The sequence below is a fragment of the Kribbella sp. NPDC000426 genome, from assembly GCF_040300265.1.
Taxonomy (GTDB): domain Bacteria; phylum Actinomycetota; class Actinomycetes; order Propionibacteriales; family Kribbellaceae; genus Kribbella.
The window spans coordinates 565,104-587,489 of record NZ_JBEPDK010000002.1; the positions used below are offsets into that span (position 1 = coordinate 565,104).

Genomic DNA, 22,386 nt, shown 5'->3' on the forward strand with positions numbered 1-22,386 from the left:
CGTCGGAGCATGCCGACTCTGCATCTGACCGCCGAGGAAGAGGCGATGCTCGGCGGTCGGGACGGGGGCGGCGTCGCGCTGGCGATGCGGGTGATCGTCGGGCAGGCGCGGATCTCGGACGCGCCGCGCCTCGTCGAGATCACGTCGGCGCATGTCGACTCGTGCCTGTACCACGGTCAGGTCAGCCTCGACTTCGCGCACCGCCTCGTCGACCTGGGTGCCCGCGTACGCGTCCCGACCACGCTGAACGTCGGCTCGACGGACCTCGTCCACCCAGGCCTCGTCCGCGATCCGGAGTTGGCAGCCGCAGGGCGTGAGCTGATGGCAGCGTACGTCGACCTCGGTTGTACGCAGACCTTCACGTGCGCGCCGTACCAGCTCCCGAACCGGCCCGGACTCGGCGAGCACATCGCGTGGGCGGAGTCGAACGCGATCGTGTTCGCGAACTCGGTCCTGGGTGCCCGGACGGATCGGTACGGCGACTTCCTCGACGTCTGCGCGGCGATCACCGGCCGGGCGCCGTACGCCGGATTGCAGACCACCGAGGCGCGGCGGGGGACCGTGGTGTTCGACTGCCGGCCGCTGGGGGATTTCCTGCGTTCGGAGCTGGTGTATCCGTTGCTCGGGCACCACATCGGGTCCGTGGTCGGTGCCGGAATCCCTGTGCTGGTGGGGATTCCGGAGGATGTGACCGAGGACGACCTGAAGGCGCTGGGTGCGGCCGCCGCGTCGGCTGGTGGAGTCGCGTTGTTCCACGCGGTCGGCGTCACGCCGGAGGCGCCGCGCGAGTTCGCCGGCCTTCCGGTGCGCGAGGTCGAGCTCGACACGCTGCAGCGGGTCAGGCGGGACCTGTCGACGACCGGCGAGCTCGATGCGGTGAGCGTCGGTACGCCGCACGCGTCGTACGCCGAATGTGTGCGACTCGCGCAGCTGTTGAAAGACGGGCCGCCGTTGAAGGTGCCGTTCTACCTGTCGACCAACCGTCACACGCGAGAGCGGCTCCTGGGCGCCGAGCTGGAGATCCTGGAGAACGCCGGCGTGACCGTGGTCGTCGACACCTGCACGTACGTCACGGCGATCCTCTCGCCCGACTGGAAGAACGTGATGACGAACTCCGGCAAGTGGGCGCACTACGCACCCGGAAACATCAACGTCAACGCGGTCCTCGGCTCGCTGGCCGAGTGCGTCGCGTCGGCCCGCGCCGGTCAGGTCGTCTTCGAGTGATCATCCACGGCCGCACCCTCCACCCCGGTACGGCGACCGGCGAGCCGATCCGGCTCACCGCACCGCTCTCGTTCTGGGGCGGAACCGACGAGCAAGGCCGCATCGTCGACGCCCATCACCCGCAATGCGGCGCCGTCCTCACCGGTCGCATCCTGATGATGGAGTCCGGCCGCGGCTCCAGCTCAGCCAGCAGCGTTCTGGCCGAACAGATCCGCGCCCGTACGGCGCCCGCCGCGATCATCCTGGCCCGCGCCGACCCGATCATCCCGCTCGGCGCCCTCGTCGCCGCCGAGCTCTACAACCTCAACCTGCCTGTCGTCGTCGCACCGTACGACGCCATCCCGGACCACGCGCAGTTGCACGTCTCCGCCACACCGACCGAGGCAACCATCACCTGGACTACATTCACCCCGGTGTAGACGGTCGCCGGTCGCCGGTCGGCTGACGCATGAGTACTGCGGTTGCTGCGAAGAGGACTGCGCAGCCGGCGAGGGCGATCGGGAGCGTGGTGAGGCCGGCGAGTGTCGAGATGGTCACCCCGCAGACGATCTCGCCGAGGTACTCGAGTTGGGCGAGGAACGAGTGGGTGGTCGCGCGGATGTCCGCGGTCGTGCGGGTGTTGATCCAGATCGTGCTGATGACCCGCGTCAGCGGGGTGACGATGCCGTTCAGGAGTACGACGGCGATCGCGCCGACGACCGGGTCCCGGGCGAATCCGAGCAGGAGCATGCTGAGTACGCCGACGAGTGCCGCCAGCGCGTAGTCAGTCGCGGCGTGGCTGCCGTTGATGCGGTTCGTGACGAGCCGGAGTACGAGTGCGCCGACGACCAGCCCGACCACGCCGAGTGCCGTGAACCACAGGATCGACGGCGGCAGACCGAGGTCGATCAGCTGCTTCTGGGTCAGCCGGCCGGCCGCGTCCGAGGCGCCGTTGACGAGGAACGTCGCGGCGAAGATCAGCAGGATCGCGCGACTCCGGCGTACGAGTGTGACTCCGCGGACGAAGGTGGTCCACGACGTCGACCAGCGGGCCGTCCACGTCGGGACCCCCACCACGCCGCCGAGCGGAGCGAGTTCGAAGTTGTGCTCGGTGAAGCGGAAGGCGACGTACAGCGCGAGCGACATCATCGCGACGCCGGCGACCACGATCGTGACGTCGCGGCGAGTCGCCCAGGCGAGTAGACCGAGGGCGATCAGGCCGGTCGCGGCGCCGGTCAGCTGGGCGCGGGCGGCGCGGGTCAGGACGAGGTTGATCCGGTCCGGCCGATCGAGCTCGTCGGTGATCAGCGCGACGTCCGACCCGCTCGCGAACGTCCACGAGATCCCCCACAGCACCTGGGTCGCGAGTAGCGCCGGGAACGACTCGAACAGCCCGGTCGCGAGCATCGCCGTACCCATCAGCACCTGGGAGATGACGAGCGACCACTTGCGGCTGATCGTGTCCGCGATGACACCGGCCGGTACTTCGAACACGAGCGCGAACGCACTCTGCACCGACCCGATCAGCACCAGCTGGGCCGGGGAGAGGCCGGCGTCGACGACCAGGTAGACGCTCGTGACCAGCCACCATCCGTTGTGCAGGACCGCGCGCAGCCAGGTCCAGCGGATGAAGACCGTCTCCATGCCCGGTGATCCTTCCGGGGAACCACGCAGCGGCGCCAGCCAATATCCCAGCGGTGTGAGTCGAGGATCACAGTGCAAAACGAATGACCGTTCTTGATCTCGCGCAGGCCCGAGGCGCAAGGTGGAATTTCAGAGAACGAGCGTTCGGTTTGAGCTGGGGGTCGGCATGGCGCAGATGACTCTGGACCGGGTGGGGCAACCCGCACTCCCGGAGCTGGGGCAGAGTCGTGGTGGTGGGATCTGGCGGGTGGTGCGCGAGGTGGCGCTGCTGGCGATCCTGTTCGGGGTCTACAACCTCGGACGGTTCCTGTCGGCGGAGCATTCGGGGTCGGCCTTCAGGCACGCCCACGAGCTGATCCGCTGGGAGGCATGGCTCGGGCTGCCGAGCGAGGCGACGGTGCAGCATCACGCGCTGCAGATCGACGGACTCGCTAGGGTCGCGAACCTGTTCTACGCGACCGTGCACTTCCCGCTGACCGCGATGGTCCTGCTCTGGTTGATGATCCGCCGCCCGGCCGAGTACGGGAAGGCGCGCTGGGCGCTCGCGTCACTGACCGGGCTGGCGCTGATCGGGCACATGCTCTTCCCGCTCGCTCCGCCGCGGATGATGCCGGGCTGGGTGGACACGGGAGTGCTGCTCGGCCAGTCGGTCTACGGACCGAGCACGCACTCGGGGGTCGCGAACCAGTTCGCGGCGATGCCGAGCCTGCACGTCGGCTGGGCGTTGATGGTCGCGGTGTTCCTGATCCGCGCGACGCGGTCACGGTGGCGTTGGCTGTGGATCGCACATCCGCTGCTCACCTTCACGGTCGTCGTAGTCACCGCGAACCACTACTGGCTGGACGGCCTGGTCGCGATAGCGCTCGCTGTCCCGCTGCTCCTGATCTTCGACAGTTCGTCGTCGGCGCGGACGAGGAAAGGCTCGCGTTCGAGCACCAGCCTGGCCGCGGCGGCGCCGATGTCGAACCAGAGCCCGATCAGTTCGAGCCGGCCCTGAGCCTCGGCTTCCCGGACACACGCGAAACTCCGCAGGTTCTCGAGCTGTACGGCGACGTTCGCGACCGACAGCTTGTCCGCGGGCGAGAGCTTCACGCCGGTGGCCGGATCGATGATGTCGGGCAGCGCGACCGCACGCCGTACCGACGGCTCGAGGTGGCGCAGCCAGCTCTCCAGGCCGGAGCCCTCGGGTATGTCGGCGGCGAGCGCGGCCGCGGCGGCGCCGCAGGACGAATGGCCGCAGACCACGATCGACTTCACGCCGAGTACGTCGACCGCGTACTCGATCGCGGCGTCGACCGAGCTGCTGTTCGAACCCTTCGGCGGCACCAGGTTCCCGATGTTCCGCACGCAGAACTGGTCGCCGGGGCCGCTCGTGGTGATCATCGTCGGCACGATCCGCGAGTCCGCGCAGGTGATGAACAGATGCTCCGGGCGTTGTCCCTCGGCCGCCAGTTTCGCGAGCAGCGGCCGGATCTCGTCGGCCGACGCCTCGAACTCGCGGACGCCGTCCAGCATCGGCCGCCCGGATCGAGCGCGATTCAGCTCGACGACGCCGCCGCGGGCGATGTGCCCCCGCCGCCAGTCCTCGATCGCCTCGTACGCCGCGTGGTCGAGATGATCCACGGTCAGTTCGACCCGCACCGTCGCGCCGACGGGAATCGACCGCAACGTCCGCACGAGTGACGCGACCCCGAGGAACACCAGCGTGCCGCGGATCCGGACGGTCCACACGCCGTTCGACTCGGTCGCCGTGACCGTCGCGCGGGCGAGCCGGTACAGCACGCGTACGACCGCGAGCACCAGGCCGAGCAGGACGCCTTCCGCGAGTCCGAGCGCGGCGACGCCGACCGCTGTCACGACGTACACGAGCAACTCGTCGTGCCTGCGCAGCGTGCGGATGTGAGCGAGCTGCACGAGACGCAACCCGGTGACGAGCAGTACGCCGGCCAACGCGGCCATCGGGATCAGCTCGAGCATCGCTCCGGCCGCGAGCACGAACGCCGCGATCCACAAGCCGTGCATGATCGCGGACGCCCGGGTCCGCGCGCCGGCTGCGACGTTCGTGGACGAGCGGACGATCACGCCGGTGACCGGCATGCCGCCGAGGGCGCCGGACAGTGCGTTCGCCGCGCCCTGGCCGATCAGCTCGCGATCGAGGTTGCTCCGGTTGCCGCGATGAAGCTTGTCAACGGCAACAGCCGACAGCAACGACTCGACACTGGCGACCAAGGCAACGGTCAGCACTGCGGTGACGATCTCGATCGGCGTGCCTTCGGGCATCGCCGGCAGGATCAGGCTCTGCAGCGGATGGTCCGGCAGGTCGACCCGGGTCACGTCGGGCATCCAGACCGCGGCCAGCGCGGTCACCGCGACCACGGCGACCAACGGCGCCGGAATCACCTTGGCTCTGGGGATCCTGGGCCAGGCGAGCACGACCGCGACCGTCAAGATGCCGACGGCAACGGAATGCCCGTGGTGCGTGATCAGCTGCGCGGGGAGCGCGATCACGTTGTCGATCAGCGTGCTCTGCGCCTTGCCGCCGAGCACGACGTGCAGCTGCTGGACAGCGATCGTCACGCCGATCCCGGCGAGCATGCCGTGCACGACAGCGGGGGACAGTGAGAGCGCCAGCCGCCCGATGCGGGTGACGCCCAGCAGGATCTGCAGGGCACCGGCGGCGCAGGTGATCGCGGCGGTCGCGGCCCAGCCGAACTGGGTGACGAGGCCGGCGACGACCACGGTCAGACCGGCGGCCGGACCGCTGACTTGCAAAGGGGATCCGCCGAGCGCACCCGCGACGACTCCGCCGACCACAGCGGCCACCAGGCCGGCGATCAGCGGTGCGCCGGAGGCGGCAGCGATCCCTAACGAGAGGGGTATTGCGATCAGGAAGACCACGAGCGACGCAGGGAGGTCGTGGTGCAGGATGGTCTTCCAGAGCTTGGGAGATGAAGAGGTCGGCACGGGTGGTCCTCCGGCGTCGGTGCTCAGGGCAACTGCTCGGGCATCAGGCGTCGAAACAAAGAGTGTCGATCTGGTTACCCACTGTACTGACCCGATCAAGCCCGCACCAGCGCTGATATTTGCTCAGAGCATCTACTCGGCCGGGAACAGGACGCGGCGCGCGTGGTCGGTGTCGAGGTACTCGCGGACCGCGACGATCAGCCCGTCCCGAACAGTGAAGACTCCTGCACATTTGTTGCTGTAGGCACCGCCCGCCCGAGCGGTCGCGCAAGCGGTCCATTCGGCGAGCACCTGCTCGCCGTCGGCGATCACGTTGACCAGCTCGATCGTCACCGGCGTACCCGGAGCGAAGAGGTTGCCGGCGGCCGCGCCGAGGAAATCGTCGACGACCAGGTCGCGTCCCTTCCAGTCACCGGACAGCGGCAGATCGCCCGGATAGGTCCAGACCACGTCCGGTGCGAAGCTCGCCCGGATCGTCGGCAGATCCCCGGCTGCCACCGCCTCGACGTAGCGGGTGACAACGGTCCTCGGGTCGCGCATCAGCGGTTCCTCCTCGTGCAGGGTGAGTACGGCGTTGCCGCGGATGCGGCGGTTGCGCAGGTCGTCGAGTACGGCGTCGGTCCGGGACCAGTCCTCGACGCGGCCGAGCTCCGGGTGCAGGCGGCCCGCCGAGACCAGCCGGACGAGCGTCGCGAGGTCCTGGTCGTCACGGCCGTGGACGTAGTGGAAGTGCCGGATCCGCGCGGCCTCGGCAGCGGTGAAGAAGTCGAAGAAGTCGAGCGTGACCGGTTGCCGGCTGGCTTCGCCGAACCAGATCAGGTCGCCGCCGGGAGCCAGCTTCGACAACGCGATCGGAAGGCTCTCGCCGCCGACGGACTCGAGGACGAGGTCGAAAGGCCCGCTGGCCGCGGCGACGTCGTACACGAGGTCTTCGGCACCGAGTTCGAGCAGTCGGGCGCCGCGAGCCGGGGACGAGACAACTGCCGTGACGATCGCGCCGGCGCCGGCCGCGAGCTCGGTGAAGTAGTGCCCGACACCGCCGGATGCGCCGGTCAGCAGGATCCGTCGCCCGATCACGCTGCCCGCCGTACGCAGCAACCGCAGCGCCGTCAGCCCCGCGAGCGGAAGCGCGGCGGCCTGCTCGAACGAGATGTCGTCCGGCAGTACTGCGACCTGCGCGGCCGGCGCGACCACGCGCTCGGCCCAGCCGGAGTGCGGCAGATGCGCGACCACCCGGCTGCCGACCGGCGGACCGCCCGGTGCCGCCGCGAGCACCCGACCGGCGACGTCCTTGCCCGGCCGCCAACCGTCGCGCGGCTGCTCGAGCTGGAACGTCTCGCCGCGGTTGATCGAGAACGCGGCTACCTCGATCACCATCTCGCTCCCGCCCGGCCGGACCTCGTCGACCTCCGCGAGCCCGACCTTTCCGGTGTCCACCGCAACAATTGACCGCATCGAAGTTCCGCTCTTTCGACTAGACTTTGGTAGCGACGTTAGGGGCGGGTCGTGGCGGCCCGAAAGACCGCACTTACGACTGCTATAGGCACCCAATGGATACCGACCAGGTCAGAGACAAATGGGATGTCACCAAGGGCGCTTGCCCGACACGTCAGGTGCTGAGCCGGATCGGCGACACGTGGACGATGCTGGTGATCAGCACGCTCGAGAAGGACGGCACGCTGCGCTCCGGACAGCTCAAATCGATCATCGAGGGCATCACCCAGAAGATGCTCACCCAGACGGTGCGCCACCTCGAGCGCGACGGCGTCGTCCGGCGTGACGTTGTTCCTACCGTTCCGGTGACGGTGACCTATACGCTGACGCCGCTCGGCCTGAGTCTGGCTGCGGCCGTCGCGACGATGCGCACGTGGGCCTACGACCACATGGACGAGATCGCCGCGGCCCGCAAGGAGTACGACGCCAATACCTGAGGAGTCACGTGGATCTGCAACTGACCGGGAAGACCGCGGTCGTCACCGGAGCCAGCAAGGGCATCGGCCTTGCCTGCGTCGAACTGCTCGCGCGGGAGGGTGCGACGGTGACAGGCATCTCCCGTGATCCCGCGAATCTGGCCAAGGCGCAGGAGCAGTTCCCGGATCTGACGTTCGCGGTGGAAGCGCTCGACCTGACCGACCCGGACGCGACGAAGGCCGTGTTCGAGCGGATCGGCGTACCGGACATCCTGATCAACTGCGCGGGCGCGGCCCGGCGCACTCCGGTGGACGAGCTGGACAGCACGGCGCTGCATGCGGCGATGGAGGCGAAGTACTTCACCTACATGCACGCGACCGAGGCGGTCATCCGCGGGATGGCCGAGCGCGGTAGCGGCGCGGTCGTGAACGTCGTCGGCCAGGGCGGCCGGGCTGCGAACCCGCTGCACATCGGCGGCGGCGCGGCCAACGCGGCGCTGATGCTGGCGTCGGTCGGCTACGCCAAGGCGTACGCCGCCAACGGCGTGCGAGTGAACGTGATCAACCCGGGCACGACCCGGACCAACCGCGTCGACGAGGGGCTCGAGGCCGCGGTCCGCGCGACCGGCAAGCCGAAGGACGAGCTCCTCGCCGAGATGGTCCGCGACGTACCGATGGGCCGCTTCGGCGAACCCGAAGAGGTCGCGAACGTCGCCGTCTTCCTCGCCTCCCCGCTGGCGAGCTACGTCACCGCCTCGATCGTCACGATGGACGGCGCCACCACGGCAGGCATCTGATCAGCGCACGGCTCCGTCGGTCGGCCGGGCGCCCGGGTTCGAGAACGGGGTGATCGGGCGTTCCTGGAGTACGCCGTCGATCGTGATGTCGACGTTCTCGTTGAAGAAGGCGACATGGCCTGCGATCGGCAGCAGCGGCGCCGTCGGGAAGTCGTAGGACCAGGCGACGTCCGCGACCGAGGGCACGGACCAGTACTCCGAGGTCCGGCCCTTGTACGGGCAGGCGGTGACGGTCTCGGACGGGGTGAGGTGCTCCAGGTGGACCGACGTCTTCGGGAAGTAGTAGCGCGGCGGTAGCCCGGTCTCGAAGACGATGACCGCCGAGCCCGACGCGGCGAGCGTGATGCCGTCCACGGCCACCTCGAACCGGCGGCTGGAGTTGATCGCGTCGACCCGCGAGTACGGGTTGCGAGGATGGACGAAGACTTCCTCGTCTTCCTCGAACCAGCGGTCGAGCGCGTCCCATTGGAACCGGACGCGGTCCTTTGCGACTCCGTCGTCGTACACCCAGGCATGGCCCGATCCGGCGTTGTGCACGCGGGCGACGCCGTGCCCGAAGGTCTTCGTGTCGCCGGTGTCGGCCAGTACGCCGTCGGCGACGTCGCCGAGCGGGATGTAGTACTGCGGGTACGGCGGGAACTCCCACAGGTAGATCGCGTCCGTCGTGTCGAGGACGACGCGGTCGTCGAGCATCGCGCGGATCCGCCGCGGGACCGGTGCGGTACCGCCGGGCGGGATCAGGGGTTCGGGGTAGGCGCTCATGGATCCAGTAAAACGCGGGGCCGGCCCTGGTGGTGCCGGCCCCGCAGTCTTTCGGACGGATCAGCCGGCGACTAGACGGTGATCCAGTCGATGTCGGCGATGTAGCCGTTCGGGTTGCTGACCTTGATCGAGTTTGCCCCGGCGGTCAGCTTCATCGGCAGGTAGGTCACCTGCGGCGTACCCCAGTCGTTGTCGCCGAGACCGCTGTAGTTGGCCCAGTACGTGTCGGCGCCGTTGACCGTGAGCATGCTCTGCCGGCTGGTGTCGCCGTCGGTGTAGGCGATCTTCACCAGGTACGTCCCGGTCGTCGGCACGGTGATGTTGTTGAGTGTCACCGTCGACCCGTAGCCGATGTTGCCGATCTTCGAGCCACCCGAGCACAGGCTGCACCCGGAGACACTCGCATCTCCGGTCAACGTGCTGCTCGACGCCTCGGCCTCGTAGCGCACCGGTCCGCCGTTCTTCGATGTCAACATCGTCAGCGGCGCACTCGGTCCACCCTTGGAACCCTGCACGGTGAAGGTGTACCGCGTCTGCGGCGACAGCCCGCCCACCACGACGCTCGTACCCTGGCTGGTCGCAACCTGCTTGCCATTGGCAAACACCTTGTACGACGCCGCGCCCGGGACCGGCCGCCACGTCAGCGTGGTCGTGGTCGGGCTGACGTCCGTTGCGGTCAGATCGGCCGGCACCGAGCTGTTGCCGTTCGGGCTGATCTTGTACAGCTTCGACCCGTGAGCCGGCAGCTGCGCACTGACGGCGCCGGACACGTTGCGGGTGTTCTGGTCGGCCCAGATATCGCGGACGGTGGCCTTCCCGTCGATCCCGAGCTGGTCGAAATTGCCGGTCACGGTGGCGGGGGAATCGGCCAGGTTGAACAGCGCGACCGTCGTACTGCCGTCCTTGTTGTGCGCGTACCAGACCTGCTGCAGCTGGTCCTGGTTCAACGGGCGGGCCGGGTTGCCGGACTGGTCGATCGCGATGACCTCGCGGTTCGTGAGGAGCTTGAGGCCGTACGCGTCCAGCTTGGTCAGGTCGTCTCCGGCGAACAGCGGCGCCGAGTTGATCGCCCAGAACGTCATGTAGCTCTGCCGTTCGGCGTCTGTCAGCCCGTCCATCGCGCCGACCCCGACGTTCAGGGCGTCCAGGTTGTTCCAATGGCCGGGGCCCGCGTCGTCGATCCACTGCGGGAGGTCCCACCAGCGGGCCTTCACCGAGCTGTCCCACTTGACGATGGTGTCGCAGTAGCACTCGACGTCGGTGTCGATCCGCCAGCCGTTCGAGTTCTGCTTCCAGACGTCGGCGTACCGGTGGCTAAGTGACCAGGACAGCGTGTACTGCATCGGCCGGCCGGCGTTCTGCACGGCGCGCCACCAGGCCTGGATGTCTGGGATGTTGTTGTGGTTCGGATCGTCCGGCGCGCCCTTCCACGAGCCCGGGCCGACACCATCCATCTTGATGAAGTCGACGCCCCAGGACGCGAACAGCTTCGCGATCGAGTCGGCGTACTTCTGCGCGCACGGGCTGTCGTAGTTGATCTTGTACGCCGCGTCCCAGCCGTTGGTCTTGCGCAGGTCGGGGTAGACGATGTCGCGGGTGAAGCAGCCGGGCGCGTCGTAGATCGGCGTGTTGCCGTCGCGGTAGACGTCCGTGCCCAGGCCGACGGTGGTGTAGATGCCGAACTTCAGGCCGAGCTTGTGGATGTCGTCGCCGACCGCCTTCATCCCGCGCGGGAACCGCTTCGCCATCGCGACCGGGCGGCCGTACTCGTCGCCGCCGTCCTGCCAGCCGGCGTCGACATTGATGTACTCGTAGCCGTACGGCTTGAGCTTGGTGGCCAGCGCTTTCGCCTGGGTGAGGATGTTCTTCTCGCTGATGAAGCTGCCGGGGCCGTCGGGGTTGACGCCCGGGTAGTTGGTCGACTGCAGGCTCCAGCTGCTCCAGCCCATGTACGGCGTCGCGGCGACCTGCGGGTAGACGGGTTTGTGGTCCTGGGCGGCATCGGCGGGGGCGGTTGCGGCTGCTGTCGACACCAGGGCGACGGCAGCCAGCACGGTCAGAGTGGGGCGTCTCAAGGACATGCGATGTTCCTCCGGGGGAGGAGTGAGCGGACGCGGCCGAGCCTAGGTCGGGTTAATTTACCCAGTCAAGTATTCAGCGCCGGTGACTTCCTGTGACACGACTGCCATGGAACCTTGATCAACTTCGCCGCACCGCCTCGTCGTCGTACCAGCAACAGGCCGGCTTCGTGAGGACGCCGGCCGGGTGCAAGAGGGGGTTCCATCATCGTGAAGGCAAGGAAACTCGGCCGAGCGGCAGTGGCCGTGGCCGGTGCGGCCGGTCTGGTGGCACTCGCGGCCGCCGGTGCGTCGGCAGCGTCGTCGAGTCCGGCAAGACCTGCTCTGAAACTGGTTGCCGGTAGCACCGATGTGACATTGGAGAACGTCGCGGACTACGGCGTCGATCTGGACCTCGGTACGCACGTGGTGGCCGGCAACGCACCGATCGAGGTGCGGACGACGCGCGCGTCGTACAACTCGCCGGTGGTCGCGACGCAGTACGTCAACGGCAAGCCGGCCCGGCAGTTGCCGAAGGGGCTCGTCACGGACTTCTCCGGGCTGGGGAAGTTCCTGCACATCACGCTCACCGATGCCGCGGGCAAGAAGGTGCTCGACAAGGACCAGGCGCTGTGCCTGAACGGCGAAGGGTCGCGGACCCGGCCGGATGCGCCCGCGACCTCGCCGTACCCGGACGGTTGTACGGCGAACCCGTTCACGCAGGGCGCGGTGTGGGGCGTGCAGACGGGCTGGTCGTCGCGGACCTACGACGGCAGCGATCCGGTGCAGCTTGCCAACGGCAAGTACAAGGCGACCGTCACGGTCAGCAAGGGCTACCGGGACTTCTTCAAGATCCCGGCGGCAGACGCGTCGGTGAAGCTGAACGTGACGATCGAGAAGGGCGACGCGTGCGTCCGCGGCTGTTTCGGCGCGAAGAAGGCGGCAGCAAGCTCGGTGGCGCTGAAGCCTCACGCGGCCCGTCCGACCGGGAAGGCGAGCGTGCCGAAGGGGCCGAAACCTGACCTGCGGCCGGTCCCGGCCTGGGGCATCGTCGCCGCGCCGGGCGACGAGGGTACGCCGGACGCGGCCAAGGACTTCCTGCAGTTCTCGGCGACCGTGTGGAACGCAGGCCCATCGCCGCTGGTGCTGGACGGATTCCGGCGGCAGGGCAAGGACCTGATGGACGCGTACCAGTACTTCTACGACACGCACGGCAAGGAGGTCGGCTACCAGAACACCGGGACGCTCGAGTGGGACGGCCGGCCCGGACACAACCATTGGCACTTCACCGACTTCGCCCGCTACAGCCTGCTGAACTCGAAGCAGAACGAGGTGGTCCGGAGCCAGAAGGAGGCGTTCTGCCTGGCCGCGACGGACGCCATCGACTACACGGTGAAGAACGCCAACTGGCACCCGTACAACACCGATCTGCACACGGCCTGCGGCGACCACGGCTCGCTGTCGGTGCGTGAGGTCCTTGATGTCGGCAACGGTGATACCTACGAGCAGTCGTTGCCCGGGCAGTCCTTCGACATCACGAACCTTGCCAACGGCACGTACTACGTGCAGGTGAGCGCCAACCCGGAGAACCGCCTGTACGAGTCGAACACGAAGAACAACGTTGCCCTGCGCAAGGTGATCCTGGGCGGCACCAAGCATCACCGCACCGTCCAGGTCCCGCCTGTCGGTGTGATCACCGCGCCGTAGCCCGGCTTTGGGCACCCACCAACCACGACGCGCGGTCGGAGGTGGTTGGCGGGTGCTCAAGGTGGCCCGGGGCAGGGGTGAGTGGAGGCAGCATGCTCGCCCCCGCCTCGGAGTTAGTGGTGTTGCGGGCGCCGGCGGGCGCGGCTCGGACGCAGGTGGGAGTCCATCCGGGCGTGCTGACGACGGCCCAGGACGAACGGGCGCGACGTACGGGTGATGGGAGTGGCCGGCGGGGCGGCGAGCATGATCTCGGACTGCTGCAGGTTGAGCCGGAGCGGGACCTGGTGCCACGGGGACCTGGTCCGGACCAGGACCAGCCGGAACTGGCCGTCCCGCCGCAGCCGCAGACCGATCGCGACCGTCGCGACCGCCGGGATCAGCCCGGCGAGCAGCAGCGCCGAGCGCGCCCCGAAGTGCTGTGCGAGGAACCCGACCGTCGGCCCGCCGATCGCGCCGCCCCCGATGAAGACCAGGTTGTAGATCCCGGAGACCCGGCCGCGCAGGCCGTCCGGAGTGGTCAACTGGACCATCGACTGGGCCGCGGTCAGGAACATCAGGGTCGCCATACCCATCGACGCGAGGACCGGGATGAAGGTCCACAGCGACGGCTGGATCGCGGCGAGTACTTCGGTGAGCGTCAGCAGGCACGCGATCCCGATCAGGTTGCGCAGCCGGGTCGGCCGCACGCGCCGGGCCGAGAGCAGCGCACCCGCCAGTGCACCGAACGCGACGACCGAGTTCAGGATGCCGTACCCCGAGGCGCCGATCTGGAAGACCCGGTCGGCGAAGGCGGTCAGCGTGACCGCCAGGCTGATCGTGAACATGCCGTAGATTCCGACGAGCGCGATCGCCCACCGCACGGCCGGCTCGTGGAATGCGTACCGCACGCCGTCGCGCAGGCCGTCCCGGATCCGGACGCCTGCGCTCGCCTTGCGGGCAGCGTGGTACCCCGGCATCTCGCTCTCGCGCATCCGCAGCAGGGCGCTGATCGAGGCGAAGAACGTGCAGGCGTTGATCGCGAAGGCCCACGGCGTACCGAGCACGCCGAGCAGTACGCCGCCGAGCGCCGGCCCGACCATGCTGCCGAGCTGGAACGTCGACGACACCATGCTGATCGCGTTCCGGACCGTGTCGCGGGGGACGATCTCGGTGACGAACGACTGCCGGGTCGGGTTGTCGACCGCGGTCGCCAGGCCCAGGACGAACGCCATCGTGTAGACGTGCCACACCTGGACGTGGCCGGTGAACGCGACCGTCGCGAGGACGGCGGCGCAGGATCCGAAGGTGGTCTGGGTGGCGAGCAGGACCTTCCGCTTCGGGAAGCGGTCCGCGATGACGCCGCCGTACAGGCCGAGCACGAGGGTGGGAGTGAACTGCAGTGCGGTCGTGATGCCGACCGCGGTGGCGCTGCCGGTGAGCGTGAGCACCAGCCAGTCCTGCGCGATGCGCTGGATCCAGCCGCCGGTCGAGACGACCAGCAGTCCGCTGACCAGGAGACGGAAGTTGCGGACGCGCAGCGCGCTGAAGGTGTCCTTGAAACCCGGGCGGCGCTGCGGGGCCCGGAGCTCGGTGCGGTCGGTGGTGCGGTGGAGGTGGAAATCGGTGGACGGGACAGAACCGGAGGTGGCCCGGGTGGTCAAGAGCGATCCCTACGCGTGTGGACTGGTCAGGGGAGGACACCACCATCCTCACGGTTCGGTACTGGATTCCCCCAGCGAATTACTCCTATTAGTCTTATAGCGTCACGTAATGAAGGGGTGAATCGATGTACGACCCGGACCAGCTGCGCACGTTCCTGGCGGTGGCGCAGTCGCTCAGCTTCACGCAGGCGGCGGAGCGGCTGGGTATCCGGCAGCCCACGGTGAGCCAACATGTCCGCAAACTCGAGGTGGCCGTCGGGCGGCCGCTCTTCGTCCGTGACACCCGCACAGTCACCCTGACCGCGGACGGCGAGGCGATGGCCGGGTTCGCCCGGACCATCCTGGCCGCGCACGAAGAGGCCGCCGGGTACTTCACCGGCTCGGAGCTGCGCGGCCGGCTGCGGTTCGGCGTGACCGACGACCTCGCGCTCACCCCGCTGCCGAAGATCCTGCGCGACTTCCGCCAGCTGTACCCGCGGATCGACCTCGAGCTGACCGTTGCCCAGAGCCCGAACCTGCTCCGCCGGGTCGAGTCCGGCCACCTCGACCTCGCCTACGTGAAACACGGCGCCGGCGGCGGCTACGAGCCGAACGGCCGGCTGGTACGGCGTGATCCGCTCGTCTGGGCCGGTATCTCCGGGACCCGGATCGCACCCGACGGTCCGGTGCCGCTCGTCGCGTACCAGGCGCCGTCGCTGAGCCGGTCGCTCGGTGTGCAGTCGCTCGAGCAGGCCGGTCGTACCTGTCGGATCACGTGCATCGTGCGCGGCGTCAACGGCGTACTCGCGGCCGTTCGGGCCGGGCTCGGGATCGCGATCTTCGCCCGGTCGCTGATGCCGGCGGACCTGGTCGAGCCGCCGCCGAGCGCGGGCCTGCCGGAGCTGCCGCCGATCGACCTGGTGCTGATCACGAACCCGCGGGCCGCGAAGGAGCCGGCCGAGGCGCTGACGGCCGCGATCCTCGGCAGCAACGCGCCGCTGAAGCCGGACGCCGTCCTCGACCCGCAGACGCCGGTTAGATCAGCGCGTCACCGCGCAACACCAGCGTGACGACGCTGACCGCGGCGATGGAGATCGTGACCAGGAACGGCGCGTTCCGCCACAGCAGGATGACGACGAGCAGCACCGCGACGATGCCGAGCGCGATCCAGCCGACGACGCCGATCGCGCCGGCGGGCGCGATCACCAACAGGGCGGTCGCGAGCGCGAGCGGCAGCGGAGCGAGCAGGCGCGCGTAGGGCCCGAGCCGCTGCGGCCAGCCCCGTACGCCGGTCGCGAGGTCGTCGGCCAGGTCGGGCACAACGTTTGCCAGATGGGCACCGATACCGAGCAGAGCGCCGGCCGCGGTGGCCCACCACGGCGCCCAGACGTCCGCGGTGCCGAGCGTCACGAACGAGGGCAGTGCGCCGAACGCGACGGCGTACGGGAGCCAGGAGATCGCGGTCGATTTGAGGCCGAGGTTGTACGCCCAGGCGCAGCCGACGAACAGCAGGTGAACCAGGCCGGCCGCGAGTCCGTTGGCAAGGGAGACCGGGATCGTGACCACCAGCATGATGCCGGCACCGATCGTAAGCGTCCGGCGACTCACCAGTCCGCGCACCACGGGCTTGTCCCGGCGGTTCACAATGGTGTCGCGGGCGGCATCAATCGCGTCATTGCTCCAGCCGATCGAGAGGTGGCCGGTGAGGATCGTTGCTGCGACGAGGAGACACCCGGCCGGACTTCGCCCGGCCGACCATGCGAGAGCCGTGACGAGTGCGGTCACGGCCACAGTCGGCCCGGGGTGGCAGGCAAGAGCCAGACCTTTGACTGACCTCACCATCTTCACCGACGTAACGATGCCACGATGACGCGGATCGCAGCGGTCCGGCCCGCGCTCCCGCCGTACCGCTATCCGCAGTCCTCGCTGACCGAGGCGTTCGCCTCGATCTGCCTGCCGGACGGGCGTAGCTCGGCGCTGCTGCGGCGGCTGCACGCGAACGCCGGGGTGTCGTATCGGCATCTCGCGCTGCCGCTGGAGCGGTACGCCGCGTTGAAGGATTTCGGCGAGGCGAACGACGAGTGGATCGCGGCCGCCGTCGAGCTCGGCGCGGAGGCGGTCGCGGGGGCGCTGAAGGACGCGGGGCTGGCGCTGGACGACGTCGACGTACTGATGTTCACGACGGTGACCGGGGTGGCGGCGCCGTCGATCGACGCGCGGGTGGCGATGCGGGTCGGGCTGCGGGAGGACGTGAAGCGGCTGCCGTTGTTCGGACTCGGATGTGTCGGGGGAGCGGCGGGGATCGCGCGGTTGCACGATTACCTGACGGCGTGGCCGACGCATGTCGCCGTACTGCTGTCGGTGGAGTTGTGCTCGCTGACGCTGCAGCGCGACGACGCCTCGTTGCCGAACCTGGTGGGTGGGGCGTTGTTCGGGGACGGCGCGGCCGCGGTGGTGCTGACGGGGTCTGAGCATCCGCTCGCGTCCGGGCCTTCGGTGGTGGCGACACGGTCGCGGCTGTATCCGGACTCGGAGCGGGTGATGGGGTGGGACGTCGGCTCGGGCGGATTCCGGATCGTGCTCGGTGCGGATGTGCCGGAGGTGGTGCGTCAGTACCTGGGCGGCGACGTCCGAGGGTTCCTCGAGGATCACGGGCTGACCGTGCCGGACATCGGAACGTGGGTGAGTCACCCGGGTGGACCGAAGGTGCTGGACGCGGTCTCCGAGACGCTGGGGCTGCGACCGGGTGCGCTGGACCTGACCTGGACGTCGCTGGATGCGGTCGGCAACCTGTCGTCGTCCTCGGTGCTGCACGTGCTCGGTGACACGCTCAAGCTGGATCCTTCTCCTCAGGGCCCGGGCGTGCTGCTGGCGATGGGACCCGGTTTCTGTTCCGAGCTCGTGCTGATGGAGTGGTGATGTACGGCTGGTATCTGGGCCTCGTGATCCTGGTCGCGTGCGAGCGCGTGGCCGAGCTGGTGGTCTCGCTGCGGAACGCGAAGTGGAGCTTCGCGCGGGGCGGGGTCGAGTCCGGGCGCGGACATTACCCGTTCATGGTGGTGCTGCACACCGGGCTGCTGGCCGCGTGCATCGTGGAGGCGCTGTACCGGCCGTTCATCCCGTGGCTGGGGTGGACGATGCTGGTCGTGGTGCTGCTCGCGCAGGGGCTGCGGTGGTGGTGCATCTCGGTCCTCGGACACCAGTGGAACACGCGCGTGATCGTCGTGCCGGGTCTGCATTTGGTTGCCCGCGGCCCGTATCGCTGGATCCGGCATCCGAACTACGTGGCGGTGGTGGCGGAGGGCATCGCGCTGCCGCTCGTCCACACCGCGTGGATCACGGCGCTGGTGTTCACGGTGTTGAACCTCCCGCTGCTCGCCATTCGCATCCGCACCGAGGAGACCGCGCTCAACTCCGCCCTGGTCAAGTGAGCCGACCCGGAGCCGGCGGGGCGGACGTCGACCTGCTTGTGGCCGGGGCCGGGCCGGCCGGCTGCGGTACCGCGATCCGGGCCGCCTTGGCGGGGCTGTCGGTCGTCGTCGTGGAGCCGCGTAGCGGTCCCATCGACAAGGCATGCGGCGAGGGCATCGCCCACAGCGCCGTCGAGTACCTCACCCGCCTCGGCGTGGAACTTTCCGGCCGCCCGTTCCACGGAATTCGCTACGTCGACGCCACCCACCAGGTAGACGCCCGCTTCACCACCGGCCCCGGCCTCGGCGTACGCCGAACCACCCTCCAGGCCGCGCTGCTGAAACGCCTGGCCGAACTGAACGTCCCGGTGATCCACGACCGAGTCGGTGCCATAACCCAAAACTCCACGTCCGTCACCGCCGCAGGCATCACCGCCCACTACCTGGCCGCCGCCGACGGCCTCCACTCACCCATCCGCCGCCAACTAAACCTCGCACAGCCATCCCCAACCAGCTTCCACCCGCGCCCACCTGGCTTCCGTCCGGGCCTGCCCGGCTCCGGTTCTTCTTCCGCGCCGTACGGCGCCGGAGGCGGCGTGCGGCGCGGGCTCCGGCAGCATTTCGCGGTCGCGCCGTGGACCGACCTCGTCGAGGTGTACTGGTCCCGGCTCGGTGAGGTCTACGTGACTCCGGTCGCCGACGACCTGGTCGGCGTGGCGATCCTCACCTCAGCGCGCGGCACCTTCGACTCGCACCTCGACGCGTTCCCCGCGCTCAAGCGACGCCTTCGCGACGCCACGCCGGCGAATGCGGTGATGGGCGCCGGCCCGCTCCGCCAGCGCGTACGCGGGCGGGTCGCCGGTCGCGTCCTGCTGGTAGGTGACGCCGCCGGGTACGTCGACGCGCTGACCGGCGAAGGTATCGCCGTCGCCCTCCGCACCTCCGCCGAGCTCGTCGACTGCGTCCGCGCCGACCGCCCGCAGGACTACGAAGCAGCCTGGCGCCGCGTCTCCTGGGAGTGCCGCCTGCTGACCGCATCGTTGCTCTGGGCCCGCAACCGCCCGCTGCTCGCCCCGCGCATCGTCCCGGCCGCGGCCGCGCTCCCCGGCGTCTACCGCACGATCGTCAACCGGTTGTCCTAGGCAACGGCCGGAAATATCGCAGGCCCGGCGATCGCTCAGACAATCGCCGGGCCTACGTGTGGCCCGAGCTTCCTGGTGAAAAGCTCGGACCCGAGCCGTTCCGGCCTCCTGGTGAAAGGCCGGACCGGCTGACAAGGAAGACTCTGTCAGCCGGATGTTGCCCAACAGTTGCCGGAATATGAAGCCTTGTTACATGGGGCTGTGGCGTACATCTCAGTGTTCGGTTCGTACGGCGGCAATCTGCAGCTGCAACGCCAGCCGCTCCCGCGGATCCGAGAGATCCAGCTCCGCGATCTCCCCGATCCGCTTCATCCGGTGCCGCAACGTGTTCGTGTGCAGGTGCAACTCGCGCGCCGCCCGCTGCGGCTGACCCGGATAGTCGAGCCACGCCTGTAACGTTTCCACATATCCCGTGTCGTGCTCGATGTCGTGCCGCAGCAGCGTCGCGAGCGGACCATCCAGCTTGGTGGTATCAAGCGACGTCACCGCTCGGTGAACAGTCAGCACGTGCCACGCCTCTTCGACCCGCAACGCCGGCCCCGGCGCGAGACCACGCCGTACCAGACCGAGCAACTCGACCGCCTCGGCTCGTGAACTGGGCAGGTCGGCCGGACCGCGCGCCGGACCACCAGCAGCCGCGTACGTGCCCGGTGCCTGCTCCTGCACGAGCTTCTGCAGCCAGTTCCACGACCCTGGGCCGTCCGTGTCCGTCACGACTGCCAGCACGGTCCCGTCCAGATCAGCCAGCTGCGGCTCACTCCACCCGTGCCGGCGCCCGGTCGACTCCCACAGGTCCAGCTGCTGGGGTACGTCGTACCCGTCCGGCGAGCCGAGTGCCACCACCCGCCACGGCTGCCGCGGGAGCCGTACGTCGACCGGGCTGTCCGGTGAGAACTGCCGCAGGATCGTCCGGAGCCGGTCGATCGCACTCCGCCGAGCTACGTCGGCCTGAGCCCGCAGCCGCAACAGGTGCAATGCGAGCACGGATGCGGCGTTGCTGAGCTCCGCAGTGACCGCATCACTCACCGGACCGTCGACTACAGCCCAGATAGACCCCAGCCACTCACCACCAGCCCGGACTGGTACGACGAGACGCGGGCGGATGCCATTCGGCCCGTCCGGCACCAGGAACGGCTCGCTGGACCGCGCCAGCCGCCGGAAGATGCCACGGGCCCGGAAGTGCGCAATGACCTCTGCCGGCACCCGGCGACCGACAATCGTCGACACCCGGGTCGGGTCGGTGAAGTCCTGCCCAGAGGAGTACGCCAGTACCCGCGACTGGTTGTCCTCGATGGTCACAGGCGCGTCGACGATCGCTGCAGCCGCATCTGCCAGTGCGAACAGCTCCTGGTGTACTCCGGCGTCGCCAGCGGCGGGGGAGTCCGGTGCGGCAGCCCTGTCGATCACGCCGCGCATCAGCCAGACCACATGCGCCCACGTGACGCTCGGCTGCAGCGCGACGAGTGTCAGCGCGGTCTTGTCCGCTGCAGAGACCACGGTCGGCTCGTGCGCAAGCGCCGTACGCAGGACCACTCCGGACGCGGCGCTGGCCGCACAGCGCTCCACGAGCTCCACAGCGTCCTCTGCGTCGCGTAGACCGAGTCCGAGCACCAGATCGCCCGGCTGCCCCGTCGCGGCTTCCTGGGGGTCGGCCAGGAACACGTCGCGGACCTCGGTGTCGCCCTTTCCGGTCACCACCATCTCGAACAGGGCGGGGCCGACGGCGGCAATCAGGTCAGGCGCGGTGATCACCAGGTTATTGTGCTCTCAGCACAGTAATTTGTCTCGTCAATGGTGTGATCGCACCATGACAGCCGCTCGACGGGGCCGCACCATCGATACATGACCACAGCTGGTTCCGCAGTTCCGCACATCGTTCCTGACCGCGTGGCCGTCGTCGGCGCGGGCATGGTCGGCCTGGCCACCGCCTGGTTCCTCCAGGAGGCCGGTGTCGAGGTGACCGTGCTCGACCGCGAGGGTGTCGCCGCGGGCGCGTCCTGGGGCAACGCAGGCTGGCTGACGCCCGGCCTGGCCACCCCGCTGCCGGAACCGGCGGTCCTCAAGTACGGCGTCCGTGCGGTGCTGAGCCCCTCCTCACCGGTGTATGTCCCGCCGACCGCGAGCCCGCGGCTCCTCAAGTTCCTCACCCGCTTCGCTCGCAACAGCACCGCCGGACGCTGGAAGACCGCGATGGAGTCGCTGGTCCCGATCAACCGCCAGGCGCTGGACGCGTTCGACTTCCTGGCCAAGGCCGGGGTCGAGGCGCAGACGTACGAGGCGAAGTCGTTCCTGGCGGCGTACCGCACCGTCGAGGAGCGCAGCGTGCTGCTCGAGGAGATCGAGCACATCCACGCTGCCGGCCAGGGCATCGAGTTCGAGGCGATCAGCGGCGACGACGCCCGCGAGATCGAGCCCTCGCTGTCCGACGAGATCGGCGCCGCGATCCGGCTGCACGGGCAGCGGTTCATCAACCCCGGCGCCTACGTGAAGTTGCTGGCCGACTCGGTGGTCGCCCGCGGTGGGCAGATCATCGACGGCGTCGTCGTGAAGGACATCGTCGACGAGATCCGCGGCGTCCGGCTGGTCACCGGCGACGGCGAGACCGACCCGTTCGACGCGGTCGTGATGGCGACCGGCGCGTGGCTGGGCGACCTGGCGCGGCAGTTCGGCGTTCGCACCGTGGTGCAGGCGGGTCGTGGGTACAGCTTCAGCGTCCCGATGGCGCACGTGCCGGCCGGCCCGGTGTACTTCCCGGCGCAGCGGATCGCCTGCACGCCGCTGGGCGACCGGCTCCGCGTGGCCGGGATGATGGAGTTCCGCAAGCCGGAGGCGAAGCTCGACCCGCGCCGGATCAACGCGATCGTCGACGCCGCCCGGCCGCTGCTGCGCGACGCCGACCTGGACGCCCGGACGTTCGAGTGGGTCGGTCCGCGGCCGTGCACTCCGGACGGCTTGCCGCTGATCGGCGCGACCGCGTCGCCGCGGGTCTTCGCGGCCGGTGGGCACGGCATGTGGGGTATCACCCTCGGCCCGATCACCGGCCAACTGCTGGCCGAGACCATCACCACCGGCCGCGCGCCGGAGGAACTGCGGCCGTTCAACCCACTCCGCTGACGACGTTCATGACATGGCGGGACCCCGACGATGTGGTCCCGCCGTCCCGCTGACCGT

18 protein-coding genes and 1 pseudogene are annotated in these 22,386 nt (G+C 69.1%); 11 read left to right on the forward strand and 8 right to left on the reverse strand.

Going from position 1 to position 22,386, the window contains the following annotated elements; translation table 11 throughout:
• Positions 1–9: 9 nt before the first annotated feature.
• Both ABT313_RS10570 and ABT313_RS10575 read left to right on the forward strand, forming a co-directional pair.
• Positions 10–1,224, forward strand: coding sequence for an aconitase X (locus tag ABT313_RS10570; protein ID WP_350850883.1), 1,215 nt, complete (start codon positions 10–12; stop codon positions 1,222–1,224).
• The gene (locus ABT313_RS10575; protein ID WP_350850885.1) at positions 1,221–1,643 is read left to right on the forward strand and encodes an aconitase X swivel domain-containing protein; all 423 of its coding nucleotides are present in this window, start codon (positions 1,221–1,223) and stop codon (positions 1,641–1,643) included. Before ABT313_RS10570 ends, ABT313_RS10575 begins: the two co-directional genes overlap by 4 nt.
• Here ABT313_RS10575 and ABT313_RS10580 read toward each other — a convergent pair.
• Complete coding sequence (locus tag ABT313_RS10580) at positions 1,630–2,847, reverse strand: MFS transporter (RefSeq protein ID WP_350850887.1); 1,218 nt, start codon at positions 2,845–2,847, stop codon at positions 1,630–1,632. The two genes, ABT313_RS10575 and ABT313_RS10580, sit on opposite strands and share 14 nt — an antisense overlap.
• A 166-nt stretch (positions 2,848–3,013) precedes the next feature.
• Here ABT313_RS10580 and ABT313_RS10585 point away from each other — a divergent pair, with 166 nt between their 5' ends.
• Positions 3,014–3,844 (forward strand): phosphatase PAP2 family protein, encoded by an 831-nt coding sequence (locus ABT313_RS10585; RefSeq protein ID WP_350850889.1) that lies wholly within the window; start codon positions 3,014–3,016, stop codon positions 3,842–3,844.
• A gap of 14 nt (positions 3,845–3,858) precedes the next feature.
• Here ABT313_RS10585 and ABT313_RS10590 read toward each other — a convergent pair.
• Together ABT313_RS10590 and ABT313_RS10595 are read right to left on the reverse strand one after the other, a co-directional pair.
• Positions 3,859–5,811: pseudogene (locus ABT313_RS10590) on the reverse strand (SulP family inorganic anion transporter); the annotation flags it as partial.
• 132 nt (positions 5,812–5,943) lie between these two features.
• Positions 5,944–7,266: a nuclear transport factor 2 family protein gene (locus tag ABT313_RS10595; protein ID WP_350850891.1), complete on the reverse strand. Its 1,323-nt coding sequence runs from the start codon at positions 7,264–7,266 to the stop codon at positions 5,944–5,946.
• A gap of 95 nt (positions 7,267–7,361) precedes the next feature.
• On the opposite strand from ABT313_RS10595, the gene ABT313_RS10600 reads away from it, so the two are divergent.
• Together ABT313_RS10600 and ABT313_RS10605 are read left to right on the forward strand one after the other, a co-directional pair.
• Positions 7,362–7,742, forward strand: coding sequence for a winged helix-turn-helix transcriptional regulator (locus tag ABT313_RS10600; RefSeq protein WP_350850893.1), 381 nt, complete (start codon positions 7,362–7,364; stop codon positions 7,740–7,742).
• 8 nt (positions 7,743–7,750) lie between these two features.
• Complete coding sequence (locus ABT313_RS10605; RefSeq protein WP_350850894.1) at positions 7,751–8,518, forward strand: SDR family NAD(P)-dependent oxidoreductase; 768 nt, start codon at positions 7,751–7,753, stop codon at positions 8,516–8,518.
• Here the strand turns inward: ABT313_RS10605 and ABT313_RS10610 are convergent, their stop codons facing one another.
• Both ABT313_RS10610 and ABT313_RS10615 read right to left on the reverse strand, forming a co-directional pair.
• Positions 8,519–9,280 (reverse strand): DUF427 domain-containing protein, encoded by a 762-nt coding sequence (locus ABT313_RS10610; protein ID WP_350850896.1) that lies wholly within the window; start codon positions 9,278–9,280, stop codon positions 8,519–8,521.
• A 71-nt stretch (positions 9,281–9,351) separates the two neighbouring features.
• Positions 9,352–11,361, reverse strand: coding sequence for a fibronectin type III domain-containing protein (locus tag ABT313_RS10615; RefSeq protein ID WP_350850898.1), 2,010 nt, complete (start codon positions 11,359–11,361; stop codon positions 9,352–9,354).
• A 207-nt stretch (positions 11,362–11,568) separates the two neighbouring features.
• On the opposite strand from ABT313_RS10615, the gene ABT313_RS10620 reads away from it, so the two are divergent.
• A complete protein-coding gene (locus ABT313_RS10620) occupies positions 11,569–13,044 on the forward strand; it encodes a lysyl oxidase family protein (protein ID WP_350850900.1) in 1,476 nt (491 codons plus the stop codon).
• A 113-nt stretch (positions 13,045–13,157) separates the two neighbouring features.
• On the opposite strand, the gene ABT313_RS10625 is transcribed toward ABT313_RS10620, so the two are convergent.
• On the reverse strand, positions 13,158–14,684 hold the full coding sequence (locus ABT313_RS10625; RefSeq protein WP_350850902.1) for an MFS transporter: 1,527 nt from the start codon (positions 14,682–14,684) through the stop codon (positions 13,158–13,160).
• Positions 14,685–14,809: 125 nt separating this feature from the next.
• On the opposite strand from ABT313_RS10625, the gene ABT313_RS10630 reads away from it, so the two are divergent.
• The gene (locus tag ABT313_RS10630; protein WP_350850903.1) at positions 14,810–15,733 is read left to right on the forward strand and encodes a LysR substrate-binding domain-containing protein; all 924 of its coding nucleotides are present in this window, start codon (positions 14,810–14,812) and stop codon (positions 15,731–15,733) included.
• Here the strand turns inward: ABT313_RS10630 and ABT313_RS10635 are convergent.
• Positions 15,699–16,448: a UbiA family prenyltransferase gene (locus ABT313_RS10635; RefSeq protein ID WP_350850905.1), complete on the reverse strand. Its 750-nt coding sequence runs from the start codon at positions 16,446–16,448 to the stop codon at positions 15,699–15,701. The genes ABT313_RS10630 and ABT313_RS10635 overlap by 35 nt on opposite strands.
• An 81-nt stretch (positions 16,449–16,529) precedes the next feature.
• On the opposite strand from ABT313_RS10635, the gene ABT313_RS10640 reads away from it, so the two are divergent.
• Genes ABT313_RS10640 through ABT313_RS10650 form a run of 3 tightly spaced genes read left to right on the forward strand, consistent with a single transcriptional unit; the run spans position 16,530 to position 19,215 of the window.
• Positions 16,530–17,582: a type III polyketide synthase gene (locus ABT313_RS10640; RefSeq protein WP_350850907.1), complete on the forward strand. Its 1,053-nt coding sequence runs from the start codon at positions 16,530–16,532 to the stop codon at positions 17,580–17,582.
• Complete coding sequence (locus tag ABT313_RS10645) at positions 17,582–18,094, forward strand: isoprenylcysteine carboxyl methyltransferase family protein (RefSeq protein ID WP_350850909.1); 513 nt, start codon at positions 17,582–17,584, stop codon at positions 18,092–18,094. Before ABT313_RS10640 ends, ABT313_RS10645 begins: the two co-directional genes overlap by 1 nt.
• The gene (locus ABT313_RS10650; RefSeq protein WP_350850911.1) at positions 18,091–19,215 is read left to right on the forward strand and encodes an NAD(P)/FAD-dependent oxidoreductase; all 1,125 of its coding nucleotides are present in this window, start codon (positions 18,091–18,093) and stop codon (positions 19,213–19,215) included. Before ABT313_RS10645 ends, ABT313_RS10650 begins: the two co-directional genes overlap by 4 nt.
• A gap of 213 nt (positions 19,216–19,428) precedes the next feature.
• Here the strand turns inward: ABT313_RS10650 and ABT313_RS10655 are convergent, their stop codons facing one another.
• Entirely contained in the window at positions 19,429–20,967 is a 1,539-nt protein-coding gene (locus ABT313_RS10655; protein ID WP_350850913.1) for a helix-turn-helix domain-containing protein, read from the reverse strand.
• A 90-nt stretch (positions 20,968–21,057) separates the two neighbouring features.
• Between ABT313_RS10655 and ABT313_RS10660 the strand changes: the two genes are divergently transcribed.
• Positions 21,058–22,329 (forward strand): NAD(P)/FAD-dependent oxidoreductase, encoded by a 1,272-nt coding sequence (locus ABT313_RS10660; protein WP_350850915.1) that lies wholly within the window; start codon positions 21,058–21,060, stop codon positions 22,327–22,329.
• Positions 22,330–22,386 lie beyond the last annotated feature (57 nt).